General features: G+C 58.0%; 25 protein-coding genes and 1 pseudogene. 3 read left to right on the plus strand and 23 right to left on the minus strand.

All coding sequences use genetic code 11. The features are described from left to right. Positions 1-2 precede the first annotated feature (2 nt). The 5 genes from G403_RS0106200 to G403_RS0106220 all read right to left on the minus strand — a co-directional run bounded on the left by G403_RS0106200 (position 3) and on the right by G403_RS0106220 (position 4,244). The gene (locus G403_RS0106200; protein ID WP_027853226.1) at positions 3-872 is read right to left on the minus strand and encodes a copper resistance D family protein; all 870 of its coding nucleotides are present in this window, start codon (positions 870-872) and stop codon (positions 3-5) included. 120 nt (positions 873-992) lie between these two features. Next, complete coding sequence (locus tag G403_RS0106205) at positions 993-1,343, minus strand: hypothetical protein (RefSeq protein ID WP_027853227.1); 351 nt, start codon at positions 1,341-1,343, stop codon at positions 993-995. A 42-nt stretch (positions 1,344-1,385) separates the two neighbouring features. After that, positions 1,386-1,601 (minus strand): DUF2933 domain-containing protein, encoded by a 216-nt coding sequence (locus G403_RS22395; RefSeq protein ID WP_036232774.1) that lies wholly within the window; start codon positions 1,599-1,601, stop codon positions 1,386-1,388. 11 nt (positions 1,602-1,612) lie between these two features. Further along, positions 1,613-1,975 (minus strand): cupredoxin domain-containing protein, encoded by a 363-nt coding sequence (locus G403_RS0106215; RefSeq protein WP_027853228.1) that lies wholly within the window; start codon positions 1,973-1,975, stop codon positions 1,613-1,615. A gap of 16 nt (positions 1,976-1,991) precedes the next feature. Continuing rightward, positions 1,992-4,244: a heavy metal translocating P-type ATPase gene (locus G403_RS0106220; RefSeq protein WP_027853229.1), complete on the minus strand. Its 2,253-nt coding sequence runs from the start codon at positions 4,242-4,244 to the stop codon at positions 1,992-1,994. A 151-nt stretch (positions 4,245-4,395) separates the two neighbouring features. Between G403_RS0106220 and G403_RS0106225 the strand changes: the two genes are divergently transcribed. From G403_RS0106225 to G403_RS0106235, 3 genes are all read left to right on the plus strand, one after another. After that, a complete protein-coding gene (locus G403_RS0106225; protein ID WP_027853230.1) occupies positions 4,396-5,079 on the plus strand; it encodes a heavy metal response regulator transcription factor in 684 nt (227 codons plus the stop codon). After that, positions 5,070-6,449, plus strand: coding sequence for a heavy metal sensor histidine kinase (locus G403_RS0106230; RefSeq protein ID WP_027853231.1), 1,380 nt, complete (start codon positions 5,070-5,072; stop codon positions 6,447-6,449). Before G403_RS0106225 ends, G403_RS0106230 begins: the two co-directional genes overlap by 10 nt. 74 nt (positions 6,450-6,523) lie before the next feature. Further along, the gene (locus G403_RS0106235; protein ID WP_027853232.1) at positions 6,524-7,201 is read left to right on the plus strand and encodes a heavy metal response regulator transcription factor; all 678 of its coding nucleotides are present in this window, start codon (positions 6,524-6,526) and stop codon (positions 7,199-7,201) included. Positions 7,202-7,265: 64 nt separating this feature from the next. Here the strand turns inward: G403_RS0106235 and G403_RS0106240 are convergent, their stop codons facing one another. From G403_RS0106240 to G403_RS0106325, 18 genes and pseudogenes are all read right to left on the minus strand, one after another. Further along, entirely contained in the window at positions 7,266-7,988 is a 723-nt protein-coding gene (locus tag G403_RS0106240; protein WP_027853233.1) for a cytochrome c biogenesis CcdA family protein, read from the minus strand. Next, entirely contained in the window at positions 7,985-9,373 is a 1,389-nt protein-coding gene (locus G403_RS0106245) for a multicopper oxidase family protein (protein WP_027853234.1), read from the minus strand. Before G403_RS0106245 ends, G403_RS0106240 begins: the two co-directional genes overlap by 4 nt. Positions 9,374-9,500: 127 nt before the next feature. After that, positions 9,501-9,959 (minus strand): hypothetical protein, encoded by a 459-nt coding sequence (locus tag G403_RS24395; RefSeq protein ID WP_027853235.1) that lies wholly within the window; start codon positions 9,957-9,959, stop codon positions 9,501-9,503. Positions 9,960-10,087: 128 nt separating this feature from the next. Continuing rightward, positions 10,088-10,330 (minus strand): SHOCT domain-containing protein, encoded by a 243-nt coding sequence (locus G403_RS0106255; RefSeq protein ID WP_027853236.1) that lies wholly within the window; start codon positions 10,328-10,330, stop codon positions 10,088-10,090. A 122-nt stretch (positions 10,331-10,452) separates the two neighbouring features. Further along, positions 10,453-10,845 carry a hypothetical protein gene (locus G403_RS0106260; protein WP_156899649.1) on the minus strand — a complete coding sequence of 131 codons (393 nt, stop codon included), beginning with the start codon at positions 10,843-10,845 and terminating at the stop codon, positions 10,453-10,455. A gap of 179 nt (positions 10,846-11,024) precedes the next feature. Next, positions 11,025-11,372, minus strand: a complete 348-nt coding sequence (locus G403_RS0106265) for a copper resistance CopC family protein (RefSeq protein WP_027853238.1) — start codon at positions 11,370-11,372, stop codon at positions 11,025-11,027. 17 nt (positions 11,373-11,389) lie between these two features. Further along, positions 11,390-14,587 (minus strand): efflux RND transporter permease subunit, encoded by a 3,198-nt coding sequence (locus G403_RS22405; RefSeq protein WP_051298618.1) that lies wholly within the window; start codon positions 14,585-14,587, stop codon positions 11,390-11,392. Positions 14,588-14,596: 9 nt separating this feature from the next. Further along, entirely contained in the window at positions 14,597-16,108 is a 1,512-nt protein-coding gene (locus G403_RS22410; RefSeq protein ID WP_051298620.1) for an efflux RND transporter periplasmic adaptor subunit, read from the minus strand. Positions 16,109-16,110: 2 nt separating this feature from the next. Next, positions 16,111-17,448, minus strand: a complete 1,338-nt coding sequence (locus G403_RS22415; protein WP_051298621.1) for a TolC family protein — start codon at positions 17,446-17,448, stop codon at positions 16,111-16,113. A 118-nt stretch (positions 17,449-17,566) separates the two neighbouring features. Then, the gene (locus G403_RS0106285) at positions 17,567-17,938 is read right to left on the minus strand and encodes a hypothetical protein (protein ID WP_027853239.1); all 372 of its coding nucleotides are present in this window, start codon (positions 17,936-17,938) and stop codon (positions 17,567-17,569) included. Between the two features lie 213 nt (positions 17,939-18,151). Then, a pseudogene (locus G403_RS0106290) lies at positions 18,152-18,346 on the minus strand (2-hydroxymuconate tautomerase); the annotation flags it as partial. A 30-nt stretch (positions 18,347-18,376) separates the two neighbouring features. Further along, entirely contained in the window at positions 18,377-19,183 is an 807-nt protein-coding gene (dmpH, locus tag G403_RS0106295; RefSeq protein WP_027853241.1) for a 2-oxo-3-hexenedioate decarboxylase, read from the minus strand. After that, on the minus strand, positions 19,183-20,211 hold the full coding sequence (dmpG, locus tag G403_RS0106300) for a 4-hydroxy-2-oxovalerate aldolase (RefSeq protein ID WP_027853242.1): 1,029 nt from the start codon (positions 20,209-20,211) through the stop codon (positions 19,183-19,185). The genes dmpH and dmpG overlap by 1 nt, the downstream gene beginning before the upstream one ends. A gap of 15 nt (positions 20,212-20,226) precedes the next feature. Further along, entirely contained in the window at positions 20,227-21,138 is a 912-nt protein-coding gene (locus tag G403_RS0106305; RefSeq protein ID WP_027853243.1) for an acetaldehyde dehydrogenase (acetylating), read from the minus strand. A 21-nt stretch (positions 21,139-21,159) separates the two neighbouring features. Next, positions 21,160-21,945, minus strand: a complete 786-nt coding sequence (gene dmpE, locus G403_RS0106310) for a 2-oxopent-4-enoate hydratase (RefSeq protein WP_027853244.1) — start codon at positions 21,943-21,945, stop codon at positions 21,160-21,162. A 35-nt stretch (positions 21,946-21,980) separates the two neighbouring features. Continuing rightward, positions 21,981-22,826: an alpha/beta fold hydrolase gene (locus G403_RS0106315; RefSeq protein WP_425411694.1), complete on the minus strand. Its 846-nt coding sequence runs from the start codon at positions 22,824-22,826 to the stop codon at positions 21,981-21,983. Between the two features lie 25 nt (positions 22,827-22,851). Beyond that, on the minus strand, positions 22,852-24,312 hold the full coding sequence (locus tag G403_RS0106320) for a 2-hydroxymuconic semialdehyde dehydrogenase (RefSeq protein WP_027853246.1): 1,461 nt from the start codon (positions 24,310-24,312) through the stop codon (positions 22,852-22,854). 285 nt (positions 24,313-24,597) lie between these two features. Then, positions 24,598-25,476 (minus strand): LysR family transcriptional regulator, encoded by an 879-nt coding sequence (locus G403_RS0106325; RefSeq protein WP_027853247.1) that lies wholly within the window; start codon positions 25,474-25,476, stop codon positions 24,598-24,600. Between the last annotated feature and the right edge of the window lie 36 nt (positions 25,477-25,512).

Genomic DNA, 25,512 nt, shown 5'->3' on the forward strand with positions numbered 1-25,512 from the left:
GATCAATGAACGGGGCCAACCAGCGTCGTCAGCACCGTGGTGATGGCAAGGATAGCCCCACCGACCATTTTTTCCATGAAAAGTGAGCGTTTGAGATCATCCCCCCGGCAGTTTTCACCGGCTAACGAGGGTACCAGCCTCAGCTTGTGGTAAGCCGCCAACCCCAGAATCACACCGACCAGCGTCAATTTTAACAGCAGCCAAAGACCGTAATCGGTACCGAGCAGATTCTGCCAACCGGTCAACTGATACACCAGCATGCCCCCAGCTGCGAGCAGAATAAGAACTGCCACAACCGCGATTTCACCGAATCGCACCATCAGTATGCGCGCCTTATGGGTGGTCAGACGTCGCATGGCCAACCACAGGGGTATCAGTGACCCCATCCACCAGGCGGCCACAATCACATGACCGACCAGCAATACGGCCGCCCAGCTTTCCAGTGTGACGGCGTGGCCCGCGCTACTGAATGAAAGGCCAATCAACAGGCTACCCAGCAATGAGAGCGCTATCTCCAGAATATGCCGGCCTGGCACCGGTGCCGGCAACAGAGCAACGAATATGAGTCCAAAGCCAAGCGCCCGCTCCCACAGCGCATCCCCCACCGGGGACTGCCAGAGAATCTGAAGCATGACCGGATCAAACATGCTGGCCAGTCCCTGCTCGGCAAATGCACCGACCCGAACCAGAAAATGGATACCGGTTCCCGTCAGCCCGATAATGACCCCCAGCAAGGCATATCGACGCAGAGTACGGTGGATTTCAGGCAGACGGGCCGCCAGCCAATACGAAGCCATGCCGCCGATGGCCGCCGACATCCCGATATACAGCCACCACCGGGTTACAACGGTCAGCCACTCCCACTCGCTCACTACACACTCCTCACTAGATCAACGGCATTCGGCACCGAGTAACACTATATGGGTAATCAGAACGCTGATACTACGCCAAACCGACATGCGTGAGCACACCACTTGGGTATCGAAAACCACTTACTTACGTGGGATCTTATTGCAGCAGTGTGGCTCATGGCTCGCATTATCCCGCATATTCTGATCAACGAAACGGTAGTAGCTGCGTTTCATCCGGTTCCACCAACTGTCACCAAAGGTGGCCCCTCTTTCACGTATCAGCGCTTCAATAACATCAAGGTGGCAGTGAGTCGCATCATAAGCAAAACGTAATACCGCCTTGTCAGCTTCCCAGGATACGCTATCGACTCCATAGAGCTCGTCGATTGCATTCACCACACTCGCCATATCGGCGTTACCGGTTACCACCTTCAGGTTACGGGTTACCAGGTTGTTCTCTTTGACACCGGGCTTGTGATCCAGGTCGCTCATAATCCTCTCCAGACTACTTAACCGATTAAATTGAACACGCTTCTACGATGAGTCCTTGCCGCTATCACCGCCATGACGTCCATGGGAACGGTGCATAAACAGGTGCATCAGCGGGCAAAGCAGAAAAATCAGATAGGGTAGCCAGCCGGCCATCTGGTCGCTGTAGTTGCGCAGCACAAAAAACGTCGCCAGCGCTACGATGCCCAACGTGAGCACCCCCTTGGGGGTGCAGCAAAACGATAGAAACCTGGTTTTCATCTCGCGCTCCTTCAACTCTGCTCTTCGACGATCAATTCACCACGATACATCTGCATCTGGCAGGTAAACGGGTAACGCCCCGGCTGCATCGGTTTCAACTCCACCATCTTGGGCTTGTCCAGCGGCAGTTCCTCGCTGACGTCAAAGTCTTCAAACACCACCACACTGGCACAGGGCGAGGGGTCCTTGCGGATAAAATTGAGCCTTGTACTCTGTCCCGCCGGCACGCGGATATGGGACGGTTCGTAGACGCCATCGTCCACGTTGATGGTGATTTCGCCAGACTCTAGGTTGGCTGTCGGCCCCTTGTAGAGCCAGAACCACCAGACGATCAGGCCAATCAGGAGCAGCCCCAGCAAATTGATAATGATCATGACGCACTCCTCCCGATCAGTGTTCCTGCGGCTTGAACAGGCGCAGACGGTTGGCGTTGGTCACCACCGTTAGCGACGAGAACGCCATTGCGGCGCCGGCGATCACCGGGCTCAGTAGCATGCCGAAGAACGGATACAGCAAGCCGGCCGCCACCGGTACGCCGGCGGCGTTATAAATAAAGGCGCCAAACAGGTTCTGGCGGATGTTTCTGAGCGTCGCCCGGCTGACGGCGATCGCATCAGCCAGGCCGTGCAGCGAACCGCGCATCAGCGTGACATCCGCGCTTTCGATCGCCACGTCGGTGCCGGTACCGATGGCAAACCCGACATTAGCTAACGCAAGTGCCGGCGCATCGTTGATGCCGTCGCCGGTCATGCCCACGGTTTCACCCTGCTGCTGAAGTTCGGCGACCTTGACCGATTTCTGCTCCGGCAGCACCTCCGCGAAAAACTCTTTGATACCAACCTGCTCGGCCACGGCCTTCGCCGTATCGCGGTTATCACCGGTGAGCATCACGACGCGGATGCCGTCTTTCTGCAGCCGCTTGATCGCGGCCACCGAGTCCTGCTTGATTGGGTCGGACACCGCAATCAGCGCCGCCAACTGGCCATCCACGGCCAGGTACATCGGCGTCTGTGCCTTCGCGGCCATCGCCTGTGCCTGACCGATCTGAGCGTCAATCGGCACATCGCGATCGCGCATCAGCTTCTCGTTACCGAACAGCAGTGCCTGGCCATCAACACTTCCCTCGACACCGTGCCCGGCGATCGCGTTGAAGCCTTCCGCCTTGCCGAGCTCGAGCCCCTGTTGTTTCGCCGACTCGACGATCGACACCGCCAGCGGGTGTTCCGACCCCTGCTCCAGCGAGGCGGCCAGCGCGAGAACATCAGATTCACTGCGTTCACCGACGACCAGGATATCGGTCACCTGGGGCGCGCCCTCGGTAATGGTGCCGGTCTTGTCGAGAATCATCGCCGTGATCTTCGAGGCGCTCTGCAGCGCTTCGCCATTGCGGATCAGCACACCGGCTTCTGCTGCCTTACCAACACCCACCATCACCGACATCGGTGTCGCCAGCCCCAACGCGCAGGGGCAGGCGATGATCAGTACGGTCGTGGCCGACACGATCGCAAAGGCGATAGCCGGTTGGGGACCAACGTTGAGCCATGCCAGTGCGCTGAGCACGGCGATGATCATGATCGCCGGTACGAAGTACGCCGAGATCACATCCGCCAGACGACCGATCGGAGGCTTGGAGTTCTGCGCCTGCTTGACCATCGAAATAATCCGCGCCAGTGCCGTGTCCTTGCCCACTCGCGTGGCACGGAAGAGCACCGAGCCGGACTTGTTGATGGTGCCACCGACCAGGGTATCCTCTTCAGCCTTCTCCACCGGCATCGGCTCACCGGTCAACATCGACTCGTCGACCGTGGAGTGCCCCTCGACGACAACCCCGTCCACCGGGATCTTCTCGCCCGGCCGCACCCGTACCCGATCGCCCTCGAGTACCTCCTCGATCGGAATATCCACTTCCTGGCCATCGCGTTCAACACGGGCCGTCTTCGCCTGCAGACCGATTAACCGCTTAATCGCCTCAGAGGTGCGGCCACGGGCCCGGATCTCAAGCGCCAGCCCCAGATTGATCAGGCCAATGATCATCGCCGTCGCTTCGAAGTAAACATGACGCGCCATCAACGGCACCGCCTCGGGCGCCAGCACGACCACCATCGAGTAGAGCCAAGCGGTACCGGTCCCGAGTGCGATCAGCGTATCCATATTCGCAGTGTGGTTGATGAACGACTTCCAAGCGCCGATGTAAAAATGACGACCGGCAAACAACATCACCCCCAGCGTCAGCAGCCCGACCACAAGCCAGACCACCCGCTCGGTCGTCGTCGTTACCGTCATCTCACCGACCACCAGGCTGTATAGCATCAGCGGCACACCGAGCCCGAGCGCGACCGACATTTCCCGCAGCAGGCGCTTGTAATAGGCTTCGTCTGCTTTCTCCTTTTCACTAATCAGATCACCGCTGTCCTCACTGCTGGCGACTTTAGCGCCATACCCGGCGGCCTCCACGGCTTCCACCAATACCTGGTCCGATACCTCGCCGCTGACACTCACCGTGCGCTGGGCGAAGTTCATCGACGCCCGCTCCACACCCGGCACCTGCTGCAGTGCCGTTTCGATCTTACCGACGCAACTGGCGCAGCCGGCACCCTCGATCAGTAACTCACGGCTAGCAGCGTGGTTCTCTTGTTTGTTCATGACTTATGTCTCCGCTGACGGAAAACCCTTTTCTATCAACCAGTATGGTGCAGCAACACCAACATGAACCTTACCCACTCATTACATTTTCGTAAGAAAAGCCCGCCCCGCCGATTTGCTGGCAAACTGTGAATCACAGGAGGGTGTATAGATGCGGATACTGATTGTCGAAGACGAAGAGAAAACAGGCGTCTATCTGCGCCAGGGTTTGACCGAATCCGGTTACATCACCGACCTGGCCACGACCGGCTACGACGGACTTCATCTGGCCATGACCGAAAGCTACGACCTGATTCTGCTCGATGTCATGCTGCCGGAGCTGAACGGCTGGCAGATACTGGAAAAACTGCGTCAGGAAAACCGCCATACAACCGTGATTTTTCTGACGGCCCGCGATCAGGTCGATGACCGTGTACGCGGCCTGGAGATGGGGGCGGACGATTATCTGGTCAAGCCATTCGCATTTTCAGAACTTTTGGCGCGGATCCGAACCCAACTCAGGCGCGGTATGCAGGGTGCGGAACCGACCTCGCTGAACCTGGCCGACCTGGAGATCGACCTGCTGCGCCGGCGTGTTACCCGTGGCAGTCAGCGTATCAATTTGACCGCCAAGGAGTATACGCTGCTGGAGTTTCTGATGCGTCGCCGGGGCGAGGTGCTCTCACGCTCGTTGATCGCCTCCCAGGTCTGGGACATGAACTTCGACAGTGATACCAATATCATCGAAGTGGCAATTCGCCGCTTGCGCAGTAAAGTGGACGATCCTTTCCAAATAAAACTGATCCACACCATTCGCGGAATGGGGTACCTGATGGATGAAGCTGAATGCCCATAGTTTCACTGACCACCCGACTGACGCTGCTGTTTGCGCTGGTTTCGATTGCCGTTTTTGCATCGCTTGGATTCTTGATCAAGCACTCGATCGAAGAGCATTTCGTGGCGCAGGACTTTGCCGAGCTTGATGACAAAATACGTACAACGGCAAACCTGGTTAAGAACCTGAAAACGGGCGAAAACCCACCGTCGATCCATGAAGTGATGGAGAATACGGTGGTGGACCATGACAGCATTATTATCAAGATAGATAGCTCCAGCGGGGGCCAGCTCTTTGCCTCCGGCCCCATTGCATTTCCATTCAACAAAACACAGCTGCTGAACAAACCGGGACAGATACAACGCACCGCCTGGAACGAAGGTGACATCCGATACCGCGGCGCCGCCATGGCGATTGCAGGGGGCGACGGCCGACCTCGCCTTATTCTCTCGGCTGCCATCGAGACAACACGCCATCGCGTATTCATGCAGCAGTTTGCCAAAGAGCTGAGTGGACTGATGGTTGCAGCTACCCTGTTCAGTGCGCTTCTGGGCTGGCTGGTTGCTCGGCAAGGGTTAGCACCGTTGCGGCTGATGCGCGCAAAAGCCAAGTCGGTTACCGCCACGCGCCTGGATCAGCGTCTACCGGTGGAAACCATCCCGGCGGAGCTGGCCACCTTGGCGCAGGAGCTGAACCGGATGTTTGACCGGCTTGAAGAATCCTTCTCCCGATTAACCCACTTTTCATCCGATATCGCTCACGAGCTGCGCACGCCGATCAGCAACCTGATGACGCAGACCCAAGTTTCACTGTCGCGGGCCCGCTCAACGCAGGAGTACCAGGAGATCCTCGCCTCCAATGTGGAGGAGCTGGAAAAACTCTCGCGGATGATTTCGGACATGTTGTTTCTTGCAAAAGCCGAGCACGGCCTTGAACTCCCCTCTCGCGAGCACTTTGCACTGGAACTCGAGATAGTCAAACTGTTCGATTTTTACGAGGCCCTGGCGGACGAACGGCAGGTTCGGATGCAGATGCAGGGCAGTGGCGAGCTGATCGGTGATCGTCTAATGATCGACCGTGCTATCAGCAACCTGCTCTCCAACGCAATCCGATATACCCCGGAAGACGGCCTGATCGACCTTCATATAGAGCAGGGAATCGATGCTCTGACACTCACCATCTGCAACGAGGGCAAAACTATCCCGGAGCAGGACCTGACCTATCTGTTTGATCGTTTTTATCGGTGTGACCAGGCCCGCGGCCATAACGAAACCGAAGGAACGGGCCTGGGCCTGTCGATCACTCGTGCCATTGTAAATGCACATGGGGGCCACATCTCTGTTAAATCGGCAAATAATCGCACCTGTTTTACACTCTCTTTCCCCCACTGACGCGCCCGATCACTTGCCCTGCTAAAACCAACGTGTTACCAACAGCGGCGTGAACCAACAACAGAGGCCGGGCCGTGAAACTGCTGATCGTCGAGGATGAGGTAAAAACCGGGGATTATCTCCAGCAAGGACTGGGCGAAGCCGGTTTCAATGCCGATCTGGCCCGCACCGGGCTGGATGGACTTAATCTGGCCATGAACCAGCCGTATGACCTGATCATACTGGACGTCATGCTGCCTGAACTCGATGGCTGGCAGCTACTGCAGGCGATCCGCAAACGGGGTAACGAAGTGCCGGTGCTGTTTCTGACCGCCCGCGATGAGGTGGACGACCGGGTCAGGGGGCTTGAGCTGGGTGCCGATGATTACCTGATCAAACCCTTTGCCTTCTCTGAGCTGCTGGCTCGCATACGCAGCCTGCTCAGACGAGGCCGGAGCAGCCAGGAGCCAACCCGGCTACAGGTTGCTGACCTGGAACTGGATCTGGTCAAACGCCGGGTATTGAAAGCCGGCGAGCGGATCGACCTGACCGCCAAGGAGTTCGCGCTACTGGAACTGATGATGCGCCGGGAGGGCGAAGTACTGCCCCGCTCCCTGATCGCCTCTCAAGTCTGGGATATGAATTTTGACAGCGACACCAACGTAATCGAGGTTGCCGTGCGACGCCTGCGGGCCAAAGTCGATGACCCCTATCCCCGCAAGCTGATCCATACCGTGCGCGGCATGGGTTATGTCCTGGAGGAGCGTGACTGAACCCGGGACTGTGCGAAGAATCAGCCACAGACACCTCCTCAATTATCTCTTTATGTAGTCCTGTTCAGCCCATTTGGCCCAATACAGGAAACACATCCAGCATCCAGACCGCAAACAGCGTCAGCTTACCGGTTACCATCGCCAGTCCCATCAACACCATGGTGACCCCGGCGGATACATGCAGATAACGACTGAACCGTCCAAGCTCCGCCAAGCGGCGTTTGAAGCGCTCCATAAACAGTGACACCAACAGAAACGGAATGGCCAGACCCAGCGCATAAGCGCTCAAAAACAGGACAGCGGCCTGGGGGTCAGCACTGATTGAACTCATTGCGAGGATCGCGCCCAGGATCGGGCCAATACAGGGCGTCCAGCCCAATGCAAAGGAGACGCCCAGCAGAAAGGCCGTGGTCGGATTACCGGAACGCAACGCCGGGTGGAGTCGGAAATCCCGGTATAACCAACGTATTTTCAACAGCCCGCTCATGAACAGGCCGAACGCAATCACCAGCGAGCCACCCACCAGAGTCGCCTCGTAGCGGTATTCCGTCAGCAGGTTACCTAACAGACTGGCACTGGCGCCGAGCGACACGAAGATGATCGAAAAACCGAGCACAAAAAACAGGCTCAACAGCATATGAGGCCAGTGATGCGCCTGCTCTTTTCGCGCACCGCTGGCGACAAAGGAGAGATAGCCCGGCACCAGTGGCAAGGTACAGGGCGAGAGGAACGAGATCAGGCCACCGACAAAAGCGCCGATCAAACCCAACTGGGACACATCGCTCATGTTGCCACCCGGATCCAGGTCACCATTCCGGCCGCCTGATGTTCAATCATATGGCAGTGCAGCAACCAGCTCCCCGGATTATCGGCCCGGAAACGGATCGTGGAGCGCTCGCCACCGGCCATCGCCAGGGTATCGTGCCAGATCCCCTTCGGATAGCGCGCCAAATCGGCTTTAAAGTGGTGGCCATGCAGGTGCATACCATGGGGCCAGCGGGTGTTGTTGAGGATTTCAATCTCAACCAGATCGCCGCGCTTAACATCCAGCATCGGCTGCTCCGGCATGTTGGCTATACCGTTGAAAGCCCAGATCTGATGCTTTTGGATCAACTCCTGCACCCCCAGCGTCTCGCCCTGGTAGACCGCTTTGCGCAGCGTTCCCATGGCACCGCCGGTCATGTCCAGCTGCAGCCGATGCTGCGGCTCGGCACTACCGAGCTCGGGTAGCGGATTGGCCGGCAGTGCGGCAGGGGCCGAAAACCAGCGGTGCTCGGTCTGCCCCGCCACTCGCAACGACGCCAGTTCCGCTGCTTCGTCCTGCCCCACATCGCGTATTTTATAGCTGCCAGACGCCTGCACCGGTATATCGACCACGACGTCGTAGCGCTCCGCCGGGGCCAGCACCAGCGGTTCTGACAAGGGCTGAGGCTCAGCCAGGGGCTGCCCATCCTTGGCAATAATCCAGGTCGGTATCGAGGGTAGCTCCACCAGCATAATTCGCGCGTTGGCCGTATTAACAAGGCGCAATCGCACTCGTTCACCGGCACGGACCTCAAACGCCGGCTTAAGCTGCCGGTTGGCGGTCAACAGATTGCCGGTTCGACCGCCGTGGGCCCATTCATGCATATCGCCGAAGGATTCGGTATGGAGCTGACGCTCATTGTTGAGGCGCCAGTCATCCAGCGCCAGCACCAGATCCCGGTCCACCGGGTATAGTTCCGGCTCGTCGACGATCAGCGGCAGGTAAAGACCTCGGGCGAGCTGCTCATAGGTGCGATGGTGAGAGTGCGCCCAGAAGGTTCCCGCGTCCTGAGGGGTAAATCGATAGAAGAAACGCTCACCGGGCTCGATCGGGGCCTGTGTCAGCCCGGTGACACCATCCATCGCATTCTCTACCCGCAAGCCATGCCAGTGCACGCTGGATGGCTGCGGTAAACGATTTTCCACCTCAATCTCCACCGGCTCACCCTGGCGGAGACGCAGTACATCCCGATCAAAACCCCAGAGTGCAACTGGCTCGCCCGTCGGGGCAAACCATTGTCGCTGCTCATTCCCGAGCACCAGCTTGAGCCGCCGAGTCCCATCTGCCAATACAGGGCGGTAAAGTGTTGGGCCGGCCAGCAGGCCGGCGGCAGATAGCCCTAGAAAACGACGGCGACTGAGTTTCATTCAGAATTTTTCCTTACCTTTCCAGAGCCCCGTATTGCGGAAATTAACCGATCCCAGTCGATATGTTATGGAGCATCCTGGAAGCAATAGCCGGGTACAGGGTCACAGTTATAGAGAATCGTCTCTATCAGCTATTCTTTTCAGCCGCTAAACGATCAATCATCTGCTGCATCAGATCCATCCGCTTGTCCATCTGATTGATAGTTTCCATCATGCTCTCGTGAAGCGGACACTGCTCGCCCATCATCCCCTGCATGTTGAAGCCCTGTCCCATCATCGAGCCGCCCTGCATCATGCCACCGGACATCATACCGGCACCGCCACCCATCATGCCGCGCATCTGCTCCACCATCTGTGAGTGCTGCTGCAGTAACTCGGTGCGCGCATCCGCTTCTTGAGTCGTTGCCATTCGCTCCACCAACTCACTCATCTGATTGATATGGCCGGCCATCGGCCCAGGCATGGCTGCGGTCTGCCCGTTAGCTTGTTGGTTACCGGAGTGATGAGAAAGGTGCCCGCTATCGGCCAGGGCCACAGGGGCGGTAAACGAAAACAGGAGGGCAGTAATCAGCGCTTTCTTGTTCATTGTCGATTTCCTGTATTGGACAGACATTCGCGGATCGGGCCAGCCCCGATATCCATCTTTATTATGCCCACCGATCACCAACAGGACGCTGACGAGTGGATTACAACTCTGTAATCCGCGCGTATCGACTACTTCCGCTGCAACTCATCCTTCATCTCCCGGTAGGTTTCCCGATCAATCTCACCGCGGGCATAGCGCTCGTTCAATACATCCAGCGCATCGCGTGTCGGGTCCGTGTCCTTGCTCCCACCACCCGAGAGCCATTTCACCAAGGCTGCGATAGCCAGGATGATCAATAGCCAGAAAAACAGCATATGAATACCGCCAAACAGCATCCAGCCCCACCCATGTTGCATCCAGTCAAAACCCATGTCGAACTCCTCAATCAGTCAATATTTATTACTTTAGCGTAAAAAAAGGGTGACTAAAAAGCCACCCAAAATGCGTTATTCAATATAGTCCGATACGAAGATAGCTGAAGTCAAATAATTATCTAGCTATGTGAATTACCTGCCATCCAATATCCATGAGGACCATCATCAACAAGCATCATGTAATGTTTCCCCTCAGGCCCATTTATTTTTCCAGTATTACCGGCGGCGCCTCCATTGTGAGAAACACCGGCCATTAAATACCCCTGAGGCCCGCGCCCGTTACCCATCATGTAGTGAGTTGCCGGTTCTTGAGCATTCACCTGTGATTTCAAAGTGCGCGAACTGATTCCTGAACTGTTGTGCTCAGCACCCTGCATCATCCGTCCTTGCGGACCTTTGCCTCCATTCATCATGTAGTGAGTATCAAGCGCGCTCTGATCGGATCCCGCGTAGGTAAGTGAGCTTGAGAAAATAGCAGCTGATAATACAACGACGTTTTTAATACGGTTCATATACATTAACCTCAGTAGATTATTTCCATCCCCTTCTCGATTAAAATATTAATCCTTTCCACCTTACCAACGACTGTCTTAAAAATGACATTTGTGAAATATTTCATTTTTCTGGCCGCTAATAAAAAAGGCCAGCTCAAAGAGCCAGCCTTTTCACACAAGACTAATCCCGTGCTATATCAGTGCTGCATAAACTGAAACGAGCCGGTCATCTTGTGGCCATCACCACCCATTGCGGTCCAGTCAACCCGGTAGTTATCCGGTTTCAATGCAGGCAGCGGGATGCTGAAACCTCTGGTAGGCTCAAGCATCGGTGAAAAACCGATACTCACCGGCTTGTCGGTAGAGTCGATCAAACGCAGCTTGACGAGACGGACATCCATACCGAAGTTCAGCTCCAGGTTTTTCACCGGCTCCATCATCATCGCGCCATCCATCGGCTGAGAGCTCATCATATCGGTGTGGGCCAGTGCCGGAACAGACACGGCAATCAGACCGGCCGCGATCAGGGTTTTCAGTTTATTCATGGCTTGTATCCTCAGTTTCACTTTTCAGGTATTGAATGTTCAGTATCTTGGGGCTGATTAACCGGATAATCGGTGATCAGGCTGTCCAGCGTCAGGTGCTTGAGCGACTGTCGCCGCCACAGGAAATAGACAGCCGGCAGTACCAGCAACGTCAGGACCACAGCGCTGACCATTCCCCCGACCATCGGCGCGGCGATACGGCTCATCACCTCGGACCCTGTGCCCGAACCATACAGGATAGGCAACAGACCGATAATGATGGCCGCTGCCGTCATCATCACCGGACGCACGCGCAGCCCTGCCCCGTGCAGCACGGCATGGCGCAGGGTTTCCTCCCTCGGCACCACCTCGTGCGCGGCGCAGCGCCCGAGCATCTCGCGCCAGGCCTGGTTCAGATAGACCAACATAATGACGCCGATCTCCACTGCCACACCGGCCAGGGCAATGAAGCCAACACCAACGGCAATGGAAAAGTTGAAGCCCTGCAGGTACATCAGCCAGACGCTGCCCACCATCGCCAGTGGCAGGGTTCCCATGATGATCGCCACTTCGGTCAGGTTACGGAAGTTGATGTACAGCAGCACGACAATGATCGCCAGTGTCAGCGGAATCACGTAAGTCAGTTTCTCCTTGGCCCGCTGCATATACTCATACTGGCCGGACCAGGCGATGGAATAGCCGGCCGGCAAGTCGAGCTGATCGGCCACGATCTGCCGCGCATTTTCCACATAGGATCCCAGGTCGACGCCATCTATGTCGATAAAGGTCCAGCCGTTGAGTCGCGCATTCTCGCTCTTGATCCCCGGCGGACCCTCCTCGACGTAAACCTGGGCCACATCACCCAGCGCGATACGCTGACCTGCTGGCGTCACGATCGGCAGCAGCGCCAGTTGCTCCGGCGAATCACGATACTCCTGCGGGTAGCGCACGTTGATCGGGTAGCGCTCCAGCCCCTCGATGGTCTGGGACACGTTCATGCCGCCGATGGCGCTGGCGACGATCTGCTGGATATCGGCGATATTAAGGCCGTAACGGGCAGCGCTTTCACGCTTGATATCCACCTTGATATAACGCCCACCGGCCACCCGTTCCGAGTAGACTGATGCTGTGCCAGGGACATCTTGGAGGATGGTTTCAAGCTGCTGGCCGATTTTCTGAATTTCAGACAGCTCAGGGCCTGCAATCTTGATCCCCACCGGGGTCTTGATACCGGTGGCCAGCATGTCGATCCGGGTCTTGATTGGCATCACCCAGGCATTAGTCACACCCGGCAACTTCACCAGGGCATCGAGCTCCTGCTTCAGCGTTTCAGTGGTCATCCCCTCTCGCCACTGGTCACGCGGCTTGAGCTGGATAAACGTTTCGATCATCGTCAGTGGCGCCGGATCGGTGGCCGAGTCCGCCCGACCCACCTTACCAAAGACTGACTCCACCTCCGGCAAGGTACTGATCAGCTTATCGGTCTGCTGCAGCACCTGCCGCGCCTGCCCCACCGAAATGCCGGGATAGGTGGTCGGCATATACATCAGATCACCCTCATCCAGCGTCGGGATAAATTCGCTGCCGATCTTGTCCAGCGGCCAGAAACCGGCGGCCAGCACCAGCAGCGCGCCCAGCAACACTGTCTTCGGGAAACGCAGCACCCCTTTCAGGGTTGGCATATAGACAGCTGTCAGCAGCCGGTTGATCGGGTTCTTATGCTCCGGCAGCACCTTGCCGCGGATGAAATAGCCCATCAGCACCGGCACCAGCGTAATGGCCAACGCGGCTGCAGCGGCCATGGCGTAGGTCTTGGTGAACGCCAGCGGCGCGAACATCCGCCCCTCCTGGGACTCCAGCGTGAACACCGGCACAAAGCTGACGGTGATGATCAGCAGACTGAAGAACAGTGCCGGGCCGACCTCGCTGGCGGAGTCGGCCACCACTTTCCAGCGGTTCTCCGGTGTCAGCGGCGTGCGCTCCATATGCTTGTGCATGTTCTCGATCATGACGATGGCACCATCGATCATCGCCCCGATGGCGATGGCGATACCGCCCAGCGACATAATGTTGGCGTTGATGCCCTGCAGGTGCATGATGCCGAACGCGGTCAGAATGCCCACCGGCAGGCTGATGATCGCCACCAGCGACGAGCGGATATGGAACAGGAACAACATGCACACCAGCGCCACGACGATGAACTCTTCGAGCAGCTTATGCCAGAGGTTCTCCACCGCGCGGCCGATCAAGCCGGAGCGGTCATAGACAGTGACCACCTCGACGCCTTCAGGTAGGCCCGCTTTGAGGGTTTCCAACTTGGCTTTGACACCGTCGATGGTCTTCTGGGCGTTTTCACCGAACCGCATCACCACGACACCGCCGACCACTTCGCCCTCGCCGTTGAGCTCGGCGATACCGCGTCGCATCTGCGGGCCGGTACCAATCTCGGCCACATCCTTAAGCAGCAGCGGTGTGCCGTTCTTGTTCACACCCAGGGGGATGTTTTCCAGATCCGCCACGCCCTTGATATAACCAGTGGCACGGACCATGTACTCGGCTTCGGCCATCTCGACCACCGAGGCACCGACCTCCTGGTTGCCGCGCCGGATTGCGTTCTGTACGTGGGACAGCGGCATATCCAGCGCACGCAGCTTGTCCGGGTTCACCCGCACCTGATACTGCTTGACCATGCCGCCAATGGCGGCAACCTCGGATACGCCCGGGACGGTCTGCAGCTCGTATTTCAGGAACCAGTCCTGCAGCGAGCGCAGTTCACTGATGTCGTGCTGCCCGGTTTTGTCCTGCAGCGCGTAGAGGTAGACCCAGCCCACGCCGGTGGCATCCGGCCCGAGCTGCGGACGTGCGTTTTCCGGCAGCGACGGCGCCACCTGCGACAGATACTCCAGCACCCGGCTGCGGGCCCAGTAGATATCAGTGCTCTCGTCGAAGATCACATAAACATAGGAGTCACCGAAAAAGGAGTAGCCACGCACGGTCACCGCCCCCGGTACCGACAGCATCGCCGTGGTCAGGGGATAGGTGACCTGGTCCTCCACCACCTGCGGTGCCTGGCCCGGGTAGCTGGTCTTAATGATCACCTGGACATCGGAGAGATCCGGGATCGCATCAACCGGTGTGTTCTTCAGAGAAAACAGACCCCAGCCCAGCAGTAACAGGGTTGCCAGTAACACGAAGAAGCGGTTGCTGACCGACCAGCGAATTATCGATTCAATCATGACGCCTCCTTACTGCTGACCGGTCAGATAGACGTCGTTGATCCGATAGCCACCGTCGTCGAGGCGCACGATCTCGATCTGCACCTGAGCGCCTGGCACCAGCTCATCCAGCTCGACCCACTCCGACAGGGTGAAGTCCATCTGCATCTGTGGCCAGCCCCACTCCGGGATTGCGGCATGGTTAACATTGATCTTCAGCTCATCGGCCATAACTGAATTGATCCTGGCCTCGGCCCAGACGCTGGCCGGCTTCTCCGCCGGTTGCGCAGTCTCGGTGCTCTGCACCGTCTCACTGGGCGCGTCGTCCATATGCATCCGCTTGAAATCGGAGGTCTTGCTGGATTCGGAGTCGAGCAGGAACTGGGCCGAGGTGACAACCGCGTCACCCGCCTTGAGCCCCTCGAGTATTTCCATATGGGCGCTGTCAGCTCTGCCAGTGGTCACCGCCACCGACTTAAACCGCCCCTCACCCAGCGCCAGTACTACGCGGTCACTCTGCCCCCCTCGAATCACCGCCTCGCGGGGAATCGCCAGCACAGCCTCATCGCTTTCATTGTGAATGCTCACTTCAGCGAACATGTTGGGCTTCAGAGCGTGATCCAGGTTGGCAAATCGCATCCGGACTCTCAGCGTCCGCGTCTTCTCATCCAGCGTGGGGTAGACATAATCGACCCGGCCACTCCATTCCCGTCCAGGCAGGTAATCCAGTCGCATGGTCACCGGCAAACCCTCCTCGACCAGGCTGGCCTGACGTTCAAATACCTCGGCCTCGACCCACACCTCATCGAGCGCCCCAATCGACATCAGCGTCATGCCCGGTTTGATGAAAAAGCCCTCGCGTACCGCGAAGTCATCCACCACCCCGTTAACCGGCGCGTAGAAAGTGACCGTCTGCATCGGCTTGCGCTCGCGCTTGAGCCGCTCGATGGTGCCGGTGGACACATTCAGAGAGCGCAGCCGTGCCTCCGCCGCCGCGGTCAGCCGGGCATCACCCCGATTGAGACCGAACAACAGCTCCTCCTGAGCGTTGACCAGAGCCGGCGAGTAGAGCTCGTAGAGCGGCTGGCCGCGGGTTACTTTTTCACCGGCCGCCTGAACATGCAGCCGTTCAACCCAGCCCTCAACACGGGGATGAATATGCACAACCTCATCCTGGTTGTACTGCACATAGCCGACGGTGCTGACCGCAAAGTTCAACGCCTGCTGCTGAGCCTGCGCGGTACGCACCCCCAGGTTGTTAACCACCTCCGGCGAAATACTGATGGTGCCGGGCCCGGCATCGGGACCGCTGCTGCTACCCTCTTCATAGACCGGAATCAGATCCATCCCCATAGGCGACTTGCCCGGCTGATCGCGCCGGTAGTTCGGATCCATCGGTGCCACCCAATACAGGGGCTTGGGTTCATCACTGGCCGTCGTCTCGGGGCCGGGTACTTGGCCACTCTGGGTCAGGTAGATGGCGCCGCCCCCAATCGCGATACCGACCAGCAGCACCGCTGTCTGCTTGATAACTCCATTCATGCTTACTTCTCTCCAGATTCCGTGCGGGTGAGCAGGTAGTTGATCTGCTCCACCTGCTTCAGCTGTTCAGCCTTAAGTTCGATGGTCGCCAGCTGGGCGTTGAGTTCGGCGATGCGGGCCCGCACCACCTCGGCAAAGTCGCCATCGTCACTGGTATAGGCGTTAAGTGCCGCTTCGGCGGCTTCATGGCTCTGCGGCAACAGCTGGGTTTGATACAGCGCTAACCGCTCGCTGATCCGGTCATAGGAAGCACGCGCCGTGTCATAACCGGCCAGCATCTGGCGTAGCTGCAGTAGCCGTTCGGTTTTCACCGCTTCCACACGGGAGCCTGCTGCCGCAACTTCGCTGTCCTGACGCCGGGTCGAGAACAGCGGCATATCGATACTGACACCCACCGTGACTAGGTCCGCCCGGTCGCGGCCCATTGGATCCTCGCCGCGATAGCCATAGCTGGCATTGAGTCCCCATTCCGGCTTGTACTTCTGTTCGGCCAGCTCGACGTCGGTTCGGGCCAGATCGATCTGGCGGTCGATTAATTGAATAGAGGGGTGGTCGATAAAGGCACGGGCGCGATCATCATCCCCGGCACCAGGGCCTTGCGGCAAAGTCTGCGCAGGGAGGTCGGCAGACAGCTGCAAAGAGTCAACCTGAACCAGTCGTTGCTGAGTGCTGTCGCCGGCCATCAGCCATTCAGACAGCCGCGCCAGGTTTATGTCGTGCTGCAGTTCGAGCCGGGTCACGCGGTCATCCAATTGAGCCAACTCCAACTGCGCCCGCACCAGGTCCTGCTGCCGGGTGCGGCCCATGGCCGAAACGTAGCTTGAGGTGGACACCTCGACCAGCTGTTCGAACAGTGTCCGATTGTTGTTGATCAGCGCCAGACTCTGCTGCGCCTGCCAGGCATCGAGCCAGAGCTGACTGACCTGCAGCCGTACCCAGGCGCGGCGTTCTGCTCGCATCAGTGGCTGCAGCCCGGCCTGCTGGTCAAAACGTGATTCTTTCAGCGCCAGCGTATCGCCCCGCGGGATCATCTGGGACACGCCCATCACCAGCTGAGTCATCGCTTCCTGATCGAAGTCGAAGGTGTTGGTCGGCATATTCGCCAGCGCCACGTTGAACTTTGGGTCGGGCAGGCGCCCCGCCGCATCGCCCAGTGCATGCTGGGCCGCTTCGTTGTGTCGGCTGGTTTCAATCCAGACATCGGCGGCCAAGGCTCGGTTGACCGCCTCGTCCAGCATCAGCTCGTTTGCCAGAGCCAGGGGCGCCAGCAGCATGCTGCCCACTGCCAGCAACAGGCGGCCCGTCGCTCGGGATGAGCGTTTCGGTAATTTCGGTTTCATGGACATAACTATCCTGTAGTCACGCGGTCGGCCACGATTAACGACCGTGTTGCGCATCACGAAAAAGTGTATTCGGAGGGCCGCAAAGGCCCGGGGATTTAATAAAAGCCTGACTGAGTCAGACGTGCTTGGGCGGCTGCCCAGGCGGGGGGAGTAGAATCATAAAGGGGCGCAGACTGAGTTGGGGCCAGGCCGCTCCGACAGCATCGTCCAGTGCCGAGTAGAAGGCCGTCGCCAACGCGTGGGGCGTGGTGCATTGATCAAGCTCGCAATCGGTCTGAGTCTTACAGCCGGGCTCGTCCGCATTAGAGCCCAGTCCCGGGGCCGTCGAATGGCTCTCGCAGTCGACGGCCGGATTGTGCGTCACCAACAAGCCTGCAGGTTGATGCGCTATTCCATCTTCAAACCTTCCCCAATCGGCATCTGCAGAGCTGGCCTGCATGATCGAAGACGCGCTGACGGCGCCGGACCAAAGGCCCGCAACCGTCATCAGCATCATCCAAACCGATAAAAAAAGGGAACGCCGCATGGCAAAAAATCATCTCTAATCAACAGTGGGAGATAATCTACTGTTTTGCCGTGTGCCGCTCTAGTTTTATTTGGCAACCTTTCAAAAATGTAATCCAGCGGCAAGGTAGCCTGGATAAAAAAGGCCCGCAAAAGCGGGCCAAACTGCAACTGACTATAGGGACCCGGAAACCGGTCAGCGACCTAGCTTTTTCGCTGACTGGCCCCCGATACCGAAGTGCTGTTTGGGCATTTCAGTAATGATGACGCGCACACTCTCCTTGGGCGCTTCAAGTGAACGGGCTATCGCCTCGCTCACTTCATCGATCAGACGCTCTTTCATCTCGTCTGACCGGCCTTCCATGATATGCAGTTGTGCTACTGGCATGGTTTCACTCCTGAAAAACGATACCGGCCGTGTTCAGACAAACTTGCCGCTGATGGTGCCCAGGTCCTGGTAGCGAACGGTGAAGCTGTCGCCCTTGTTGACCTGAACCGCAGCGGTGATCGCACCGATCATGATGAAGCTGCCCGCCGGCAGGGATTCGCCACGGTCGCCCAGCATATTGACCAGCATGGCCACGGAGGCAGCCGGGTGGCCCAGCACTGCCGCACCGGCGCCGGTCTGAACCACTTCGCCGTTTACTTCCATCACCACACCCAGATTCTTCAGATCCAGGTCAGCGATATCGGCCATGCGACCTCCGGTGACGAAACGGCTGGAGGAGGAGTTATCGGCGATGACGCTCTTGAGGTCGAACTTGAAATCCTTGTAGCGGGAGTCGATGACCTCAACAGCCGGCATCACGAAATCGGTGGCACGCAGCACATCACCGATATGACAGCCCGGCCCTTTCAGCTCCTCCTTGGTGACAAACGCCAGCTCCGCCTCGATCTTCGGGTGGATCAGTTCATCGTGCTTGATCTCGCCGCCATCCGGGCAGCAAAAATAGTCGGCCAGGAAACCATAGCAGGGCTGTTCAACCCCCATTTGTGCCATCTTGGCCCAGGAGGTCAGACCCATTTTCATGCCGACAACCTTGTTGCCCCGGGCCTCTTTACGGCGACGGATCTCCCACTGGATATCAAACGCATCTCGGTAGGTCATATCCGGGAAGTCGTCAGTGATCTTGGTCACTTCATAGGCTTCCAGTTCGGCGTTTTCCAGATGGATCGCCAGCTCTTCAATCTGTGATTGGGTCAGGTTGTTACCGTTAACATCGGCCATCAGATCAGCTCCTTTTCTTTTGCCATGGTCAATGCCAGGTCTTCAATCATATCTTCCTGTCCACCCACGGTGCCGCGGCGACCCAGCTCGACCAGAATGTCACGGGCCTGGATGCCGTACTTCTTCTCGGCCCGTTGGGCGAACAGCAGGAACGAGGAGTAGACCCCGGCGTAGCCCAGCGTCAGCGCATCACGATCCACCCGGATCGGCTGATCCATGATCGGGCATACCTTGTCTTCCGCCACATCCATGATCTTGTAGAGATCTATACCGGTCTCCACACCCATGCGGTCCAGTACCGCACAGAACACTTCCAGCGGCGTGTTACCGGCACCCGCGCCCAGGCCCGCGACGGAGCCGTCGATGCGGGTTGCACCAGCTTCAATTGCTGCCAGCGAGTTGGCGATCCCCATCCCCAGGTTGTGGTGGCCGTGGAAACCGATCTCCACATTGCTCGGCAGTTCTGAACGCAGCAGGCCGATGCGGGCAGTCACATCATCCGGCAGCATGTAACCGGCGGAGTCGGTGGCGTAAACGCAGTTGGCGCCGTATTCCACCATCAGTTTGGCCTGTTCCAGGATCTTCTCCGGGCTGACCATGTGAGCCATCATCAGAAAGCCCACGGTGTCCATCTCCATCTTGGCGGCCATGCCGATATGCTGCTCGGAGACATCCGCCTCGGTGCAGTGGGTGGCCACGCGGATGGTGTTCACACCGCAATCGCGGGCCATCTGCAGGTGATCCACGGTGCCGATCCCCGGCAGCAGCAGTGCAGAGACCTTGGCGTTTTTCATTTTCGGAATCACCGCGTTGAGATATTCCTCGTCGGTGTGGGCCGGGAAGCCATAGTTCACCGAGGCGCCGCCCAGGCCGTCACCGTGGGTGACTTCGATCAGCGGCATCCCCGCTTCATCCAGACCGGTGGCGATATCCACCATCTGTTCCAGTGAGATCTGGTGGCGTTTGGCGTGCATACCGTCACGCAGGCTCATATCGTGCAGCGTGACCTTTTTACCGTTCAGGTTCATGATTTTCTCTCCCGATTAGCCACGTGCAGGCAGGTTGATGACACCGTTCGCCGCTTCTTCAGCGAACATCTCGGCGGTACGCAGACCGGCCGCGGTCATGATGTCCAGATTACCGGCGTACTTGGGCAGGAAGTCGCCCAGGCCTTCCACCTCCATGAAGCAGGAGACGCGGTTGCCATCAAAGATGGGGCCGTTGACCAACCGATAGCCCGGTACGTATTTCTGCACCTCTTTCACCATCTGGTGGACCGACTCGGTGATCGCATCCTGATTCGGCTCGTCCTCGGTGAGGCAGTGGATGGTGTCGCGCATGATCAACGGTGGCTCGGCCGGGTTGATGATGATGATCGCCTTGCCTTTCTTGGCGCCACCCACCTTTTCCACGGCACCGGCGGTGGTGCGGGTGAACTCGTCGATGTTCTTACGGGTACCGGGGCCGACAGAGCGGGAGGAGACCGTGGCGATGATCTCGCCATATTCCACCGGCTGCACGCGGGAGACCGCGGCCACCATGGGGATGGTCGCCTGGCCACCGCAGGTGACCATATTGACGTTCATCTCCAGGTTCTTGGCGTGGTCGGCCAGGTTCACCGGCGGCACACAGAACGGGCCGATGGCGGCGGGCGTCAGATCCACCATGATCACGCCCAGCTCGTTGAGCTTGCGGCTGTTCTCGGCATGGACGTAGGCGGAGGTCGCATCGAAGGCGACACGGATATCGTCTTCGAGCACGTGAGGCACCAGCCCATCAACGCCCTCGGCGGTGGTCTTGATGCCCATCTCGGCGGCCCGTTTGAGGCCTTCGGACTCGGGGTCGATCCCGACCATCCAGACCGGCTCGATCCACTCGGAGCGCTGCATCTTCATCAGCAGGTCGGTACCGATGTTGCCCGGGCCGATGATGGCGGCTTTCAGTTTCTTGCTCATAATTGATTCCTGCCTTTAAAGTCAGACGAAGCGCACGGAGGCACCACCGATGCCACCGATGCTGACGCTCATGAAATCACCGGCCTGAACCGGTTCCAGCGGCACCAGTGACCCGGACAGAATCACTTCACCGGCTTTGAGCGGTATGCCGAACTGTCCCAGGGTGTTGGCGAGCCAGGTCACACAGTTCACCGGGCTACCCAGCGCTGCCGCACCGGCACCGGTAGAGATGATTGAACCGTTCTTCTCCACCACCATGCCGCAGGTCGACAGATCCACCTTGCGCGGATTGACGGCGCGGTCACCCAGCACAAACAGGCCACAGGATGCGTTGTCCGCGACGGTGTCCTGGATCTTGATCTTCCAATCCTCAATGCGGGAATCGACAATCTCAAAGCAGGGCAACACACAGTCGGTGGCAGCCAGTACATCCGCGTTGGTGATGCCTGGGCCCATGAGATCTTTCTTCAGGATGAAGGCGATCTCGCCCTCCGCCTTGGGCTGAATCAGCTGTTCGCTGATCGGCATCTCCTGGCCCTGGCTGTAAGCCATTTTGTCGGTCAGGTAGCCAAAGTCCGGCTGGTGCACGTTCAGCATGTTCTGCACCGCCTTGGAGGTCACACCAATCTTCTTGCCGATGATTTTTTCACCGGCTTCCACCCGGCGCTCAATCATCCGCAGGGAGATGTGGTAGGCATCTTCAATCGTGATATCACTGAAGCGCTCAGTGAACGGTTTCAGGGTTTTGCGGCCAGTCAGCGCTTCGTAAAGCTCATCGCCGCAGGCTTGTATCTGTTGGGTATCCATAGGCTGTTCTTCGTTATCAGGTTAATAATTGGGTGTCAGGCCGCGTCGGCTTCCGCCAGGAAGTCATCGACCAGGCGAATAAAGCGGGCCGAGTGTTCAATCTGTGTCCAGTGGCCGCAGTGGCCGAACACGTGCAGCTGAGCGTTGGGTATCCACTGCGCCAGCGTCAGGCTGGTATCTAGCGGGATCACTTCATCTTCCCGGCCATGAATCACCAGCACCTCCTGCTCAATCGCTCGGATATCGGCTTCTTTTGAAGCAAGCGCATCAATCCAGCGTTGGCGGGGAGCGGGGAACATGGCGGCAAAGGATTCATGAAATCCGGGCCGGATGCTGGCCTCGTAACGCAGCTGGGCCAGCTCGTCGGTGACCAGTGAACGGTCATAGGCGAAAATATCGAGCAGCTGTTTCATGGCACCCAGTGAGGGTTCATATCCCCAGGCCGCATCCAGGCCGGGCGTCAGCTCGAAGGGCACGCCGACGCTGCCCATCAGCACCAGTCGGCGAATCCGATGCGGGTACCGGATTGCCAGAGCCAGCGCTATAGCCCCTCCATAGGAGTTACCCACCAGATCGGTCTGCTCGATATCCAATGTATCGAGGACACCGATGGCATGGTCCAGCCAGCGCTCCAGGTTGTAGTGGTTATCAGCCGGGCGCTCGGTGTAGCCGAAACCCAGCATATCCGGCGCGATAACCCGACGCCGCTGAGCCAGAGCCGGCATCACCAGACGCCAGTTAGCCCAGGCGGTCACGCCCGGACCCGATCCGTGGATCAGCATCAGCGGTTCGCCCTGCCCCTGATCATGCAGATTGGTCCGCACGCCGTTTACATCAACGAACCGGCCGAGCTCAGGATTGTTGTTATTCTGCTCGCTCATCATTCACCTCATCCGCCGGGCTGATTTACAGCTTGATGCAGATATTCTTTAGTTCCGTGTAGAACTCGAGACCGTGAACACCCCCTTCACGACCGATACCGGAGGATTTGGCTCCGCCGAAAGCAGTTCGCAGATCACGCAGGAACCAGGAGTTCACCCACACCAGCCCCGCTTCGATCTGCTCACCAACACGAACGGCACGGGCGCTGTTCTCGGTCCAGATGGCAGCCGCGAGGCCATACTCGGTATCGTTGGCCAGCTCGATCACTTCCTCTTCGGTATCGAACGGACGGATATGGCAGCAGGGTCCGAAAATCTCTTCACGGATCACGCGGGCGTCATCGGACAGGCCGGTCCAGATTGTCGGCTCGATCCAGGCACCGTCGTTGAGCTCTGCGCCCATATCCGGAATACCACCCCCAATCTCAACCGTTGCACCCTCTTCTACGGCCAGGTCGTAGTAGTACTTGACCTTGGCACGATGCTCGAGGCTGACCAGCGGGCCGAAGTTGGCCTCTTTGTCCTCAGGGCGACCCAGCTTGAGCTTGGCCACTTCCTCTTTCATCCGTGCCAGGAACTTGTCGTAGATCGGTCGCTCCACGTAGACACGCTCGGTGCCCAGGCATACCTGACCGCAGTTAACAAAGGCCGAGCGCATGGTGCCCTCGACCGCCTTTTCGATATCGCAGTCGGCAAAGACGATGCCCGGGTTCTTGCCACCGCACTCCAGGGAGATATTGCGCAGACCCACGGCCGCTGCCTTCATGATGATCTCGCCGGTACGGGTTTCACCGGTGAAGGTGATCGCATCCACGTCCTTATGCGCAGTCAGGAATTCACCGGCGGAGTCCGGGCCCAGACCGTGAACCACGTTGAACACACCCGGCGGTACACCGCATTCGTTCATCACTTCGCCCAGAAGCGTGGTGGTCGCCGGTGTCTCTTCCGAGGGCTTAACCACCACGGTGTTACCGCAGGCCAGTGCCGGACCCACTTTCCAGGTCATCAGCAGCAACGGCAGGTTCCAGGGAGAGATAACAGCGATGACGCCTTTGGGCGTGCGGTGGCCGACGTTCAAAGCCCCCTTGCCATCCGGCGTATCCATACGGAAGCCTTCAGTCGGGTGGTTGGCCACGGTCTCGGCAAACGCCTTGAAGTTGGCAGCGCCCCGGGGGATATCGATATGGCTGGCGATGGAGCGGGGTTTACCGGTGTCTTTGCACTCGGCATCCAGAAACTCCTCGAAGCGCTCGTTGATCCGGTCGGCCACCTTGTTAAGGAGCTCGGTGCGCTGCGCCTGAGTCAGTTTGCCCCAGGGGCCTTTGAGCGCCTGGCGGGCAGCCTGCACGGCGGCATCTACCTCCTCCCGGCCGGCTTCATGCACCATACCGATCAGACTGTTATCCACGGGACAGCGGTTCTCGAACTGCTTGCCGCTGTTCGAGCCCATGTATTCACCGTTAATAAAATGTTTGAACTCTTTCATGCTTCACCTGTGAGCTGGATCACGGGCCTATGAAAACGGTGAGTGGCCGCTTCATCCGTAATCTGCAGTTTGCTGTTGGTTGAAACCCGAGTGCCGTTGGACTCAACCCGCCGAATCGCAGACCACCCATTGGCGGTCTGTCAGGATGGTTCGAGTATAGCGACGGCAGGAGGTGAAAGAAGGGACAAAAACGAGATATGAATTTCCCATCCATGGGAATTCAGAAACGCCAAAGCTGGCAAGGCGCTACCGGCCCAATAAGGTCCTGAAACGCCCTCCTACACGCTAGGAATTTCGTACACGGTTAATAACGAAATCGACGAAAGCGCGGGTTTTAACGGGCAGGTTTTCCCGGTGGGGATACATTATCTGAACGGTCTTTCCATCAATCGTCCAATCATCCAAAAGCACCTCAACCTCATTTTGGGCAATCGCGTTTGCGACCACATAACGTGGCAAACAGGCAGCACCGATCCCTTTTTTAACCGCTTCCTTGGCGAACATGATCTCGTCGGTTCTCAGATGCGCTTTGGGGGCAAAGGTGAAATCATCACCACTGGGGGAATGAAAGCGCCAGAAAGCCATTCGTTTCATGACAATCAACGGCATTCCGTCCAAGTCAGAGGGGCTTGAGGGACGGCCATATTTCTTGAGGTACCCCGGGCTCGCGCAGACCACCATACCGCTATCGAACAGCGGTCGCGATACCCAGTCATTCAGAGTCACTTCACCCATTCTGAATGCAATATCGATGCTGTTCTTTACCAGATCCACATTTTCGTTGGACAGAAACATCTCCACACGAATACCCGGATTGGCTTCCATAAAATCGAAAACCCACTCCTTGGCGTAGTGATGCCCGAAGCTCACCGGCGCTGCGATCTTGAGATCCCCGGAAAGCGAAGAGAGCTCGGAGTTGACGTTTTCCGCCTTGACTTCCAACTCGTTGACAATGGCCGACAGGGAGATATAGAACCGCTGCCCCGATTCGGTCAGGCCGAATTTCTTGGCACTCCTGTGGATGAGTTTGTAGCCGACCTCCTGCTCAAAAGCCTGCAGCCGACGGCTCAATGTGGACGTTGGAATATCAAGCGATTTGGATGCTGCAACCAGACTTCCTTTCTCTACGACTTTGATAAAGTAAAAAAGGTCCTGATAGTTCATTACGCCCCCAATAATGGAATATCAGCATTCCATTTC

The sequence above is a fragment of the Marinobacterium litorale DSM 23545 genome (assembly GCF_000428985.1).
GTDB lineage: Bacteria > Pseudomonadota > Gammaproteobacteria > Pseudomonadales > Balneatricaceae > Marinobacterium_D > Marinobacterium_D litorale.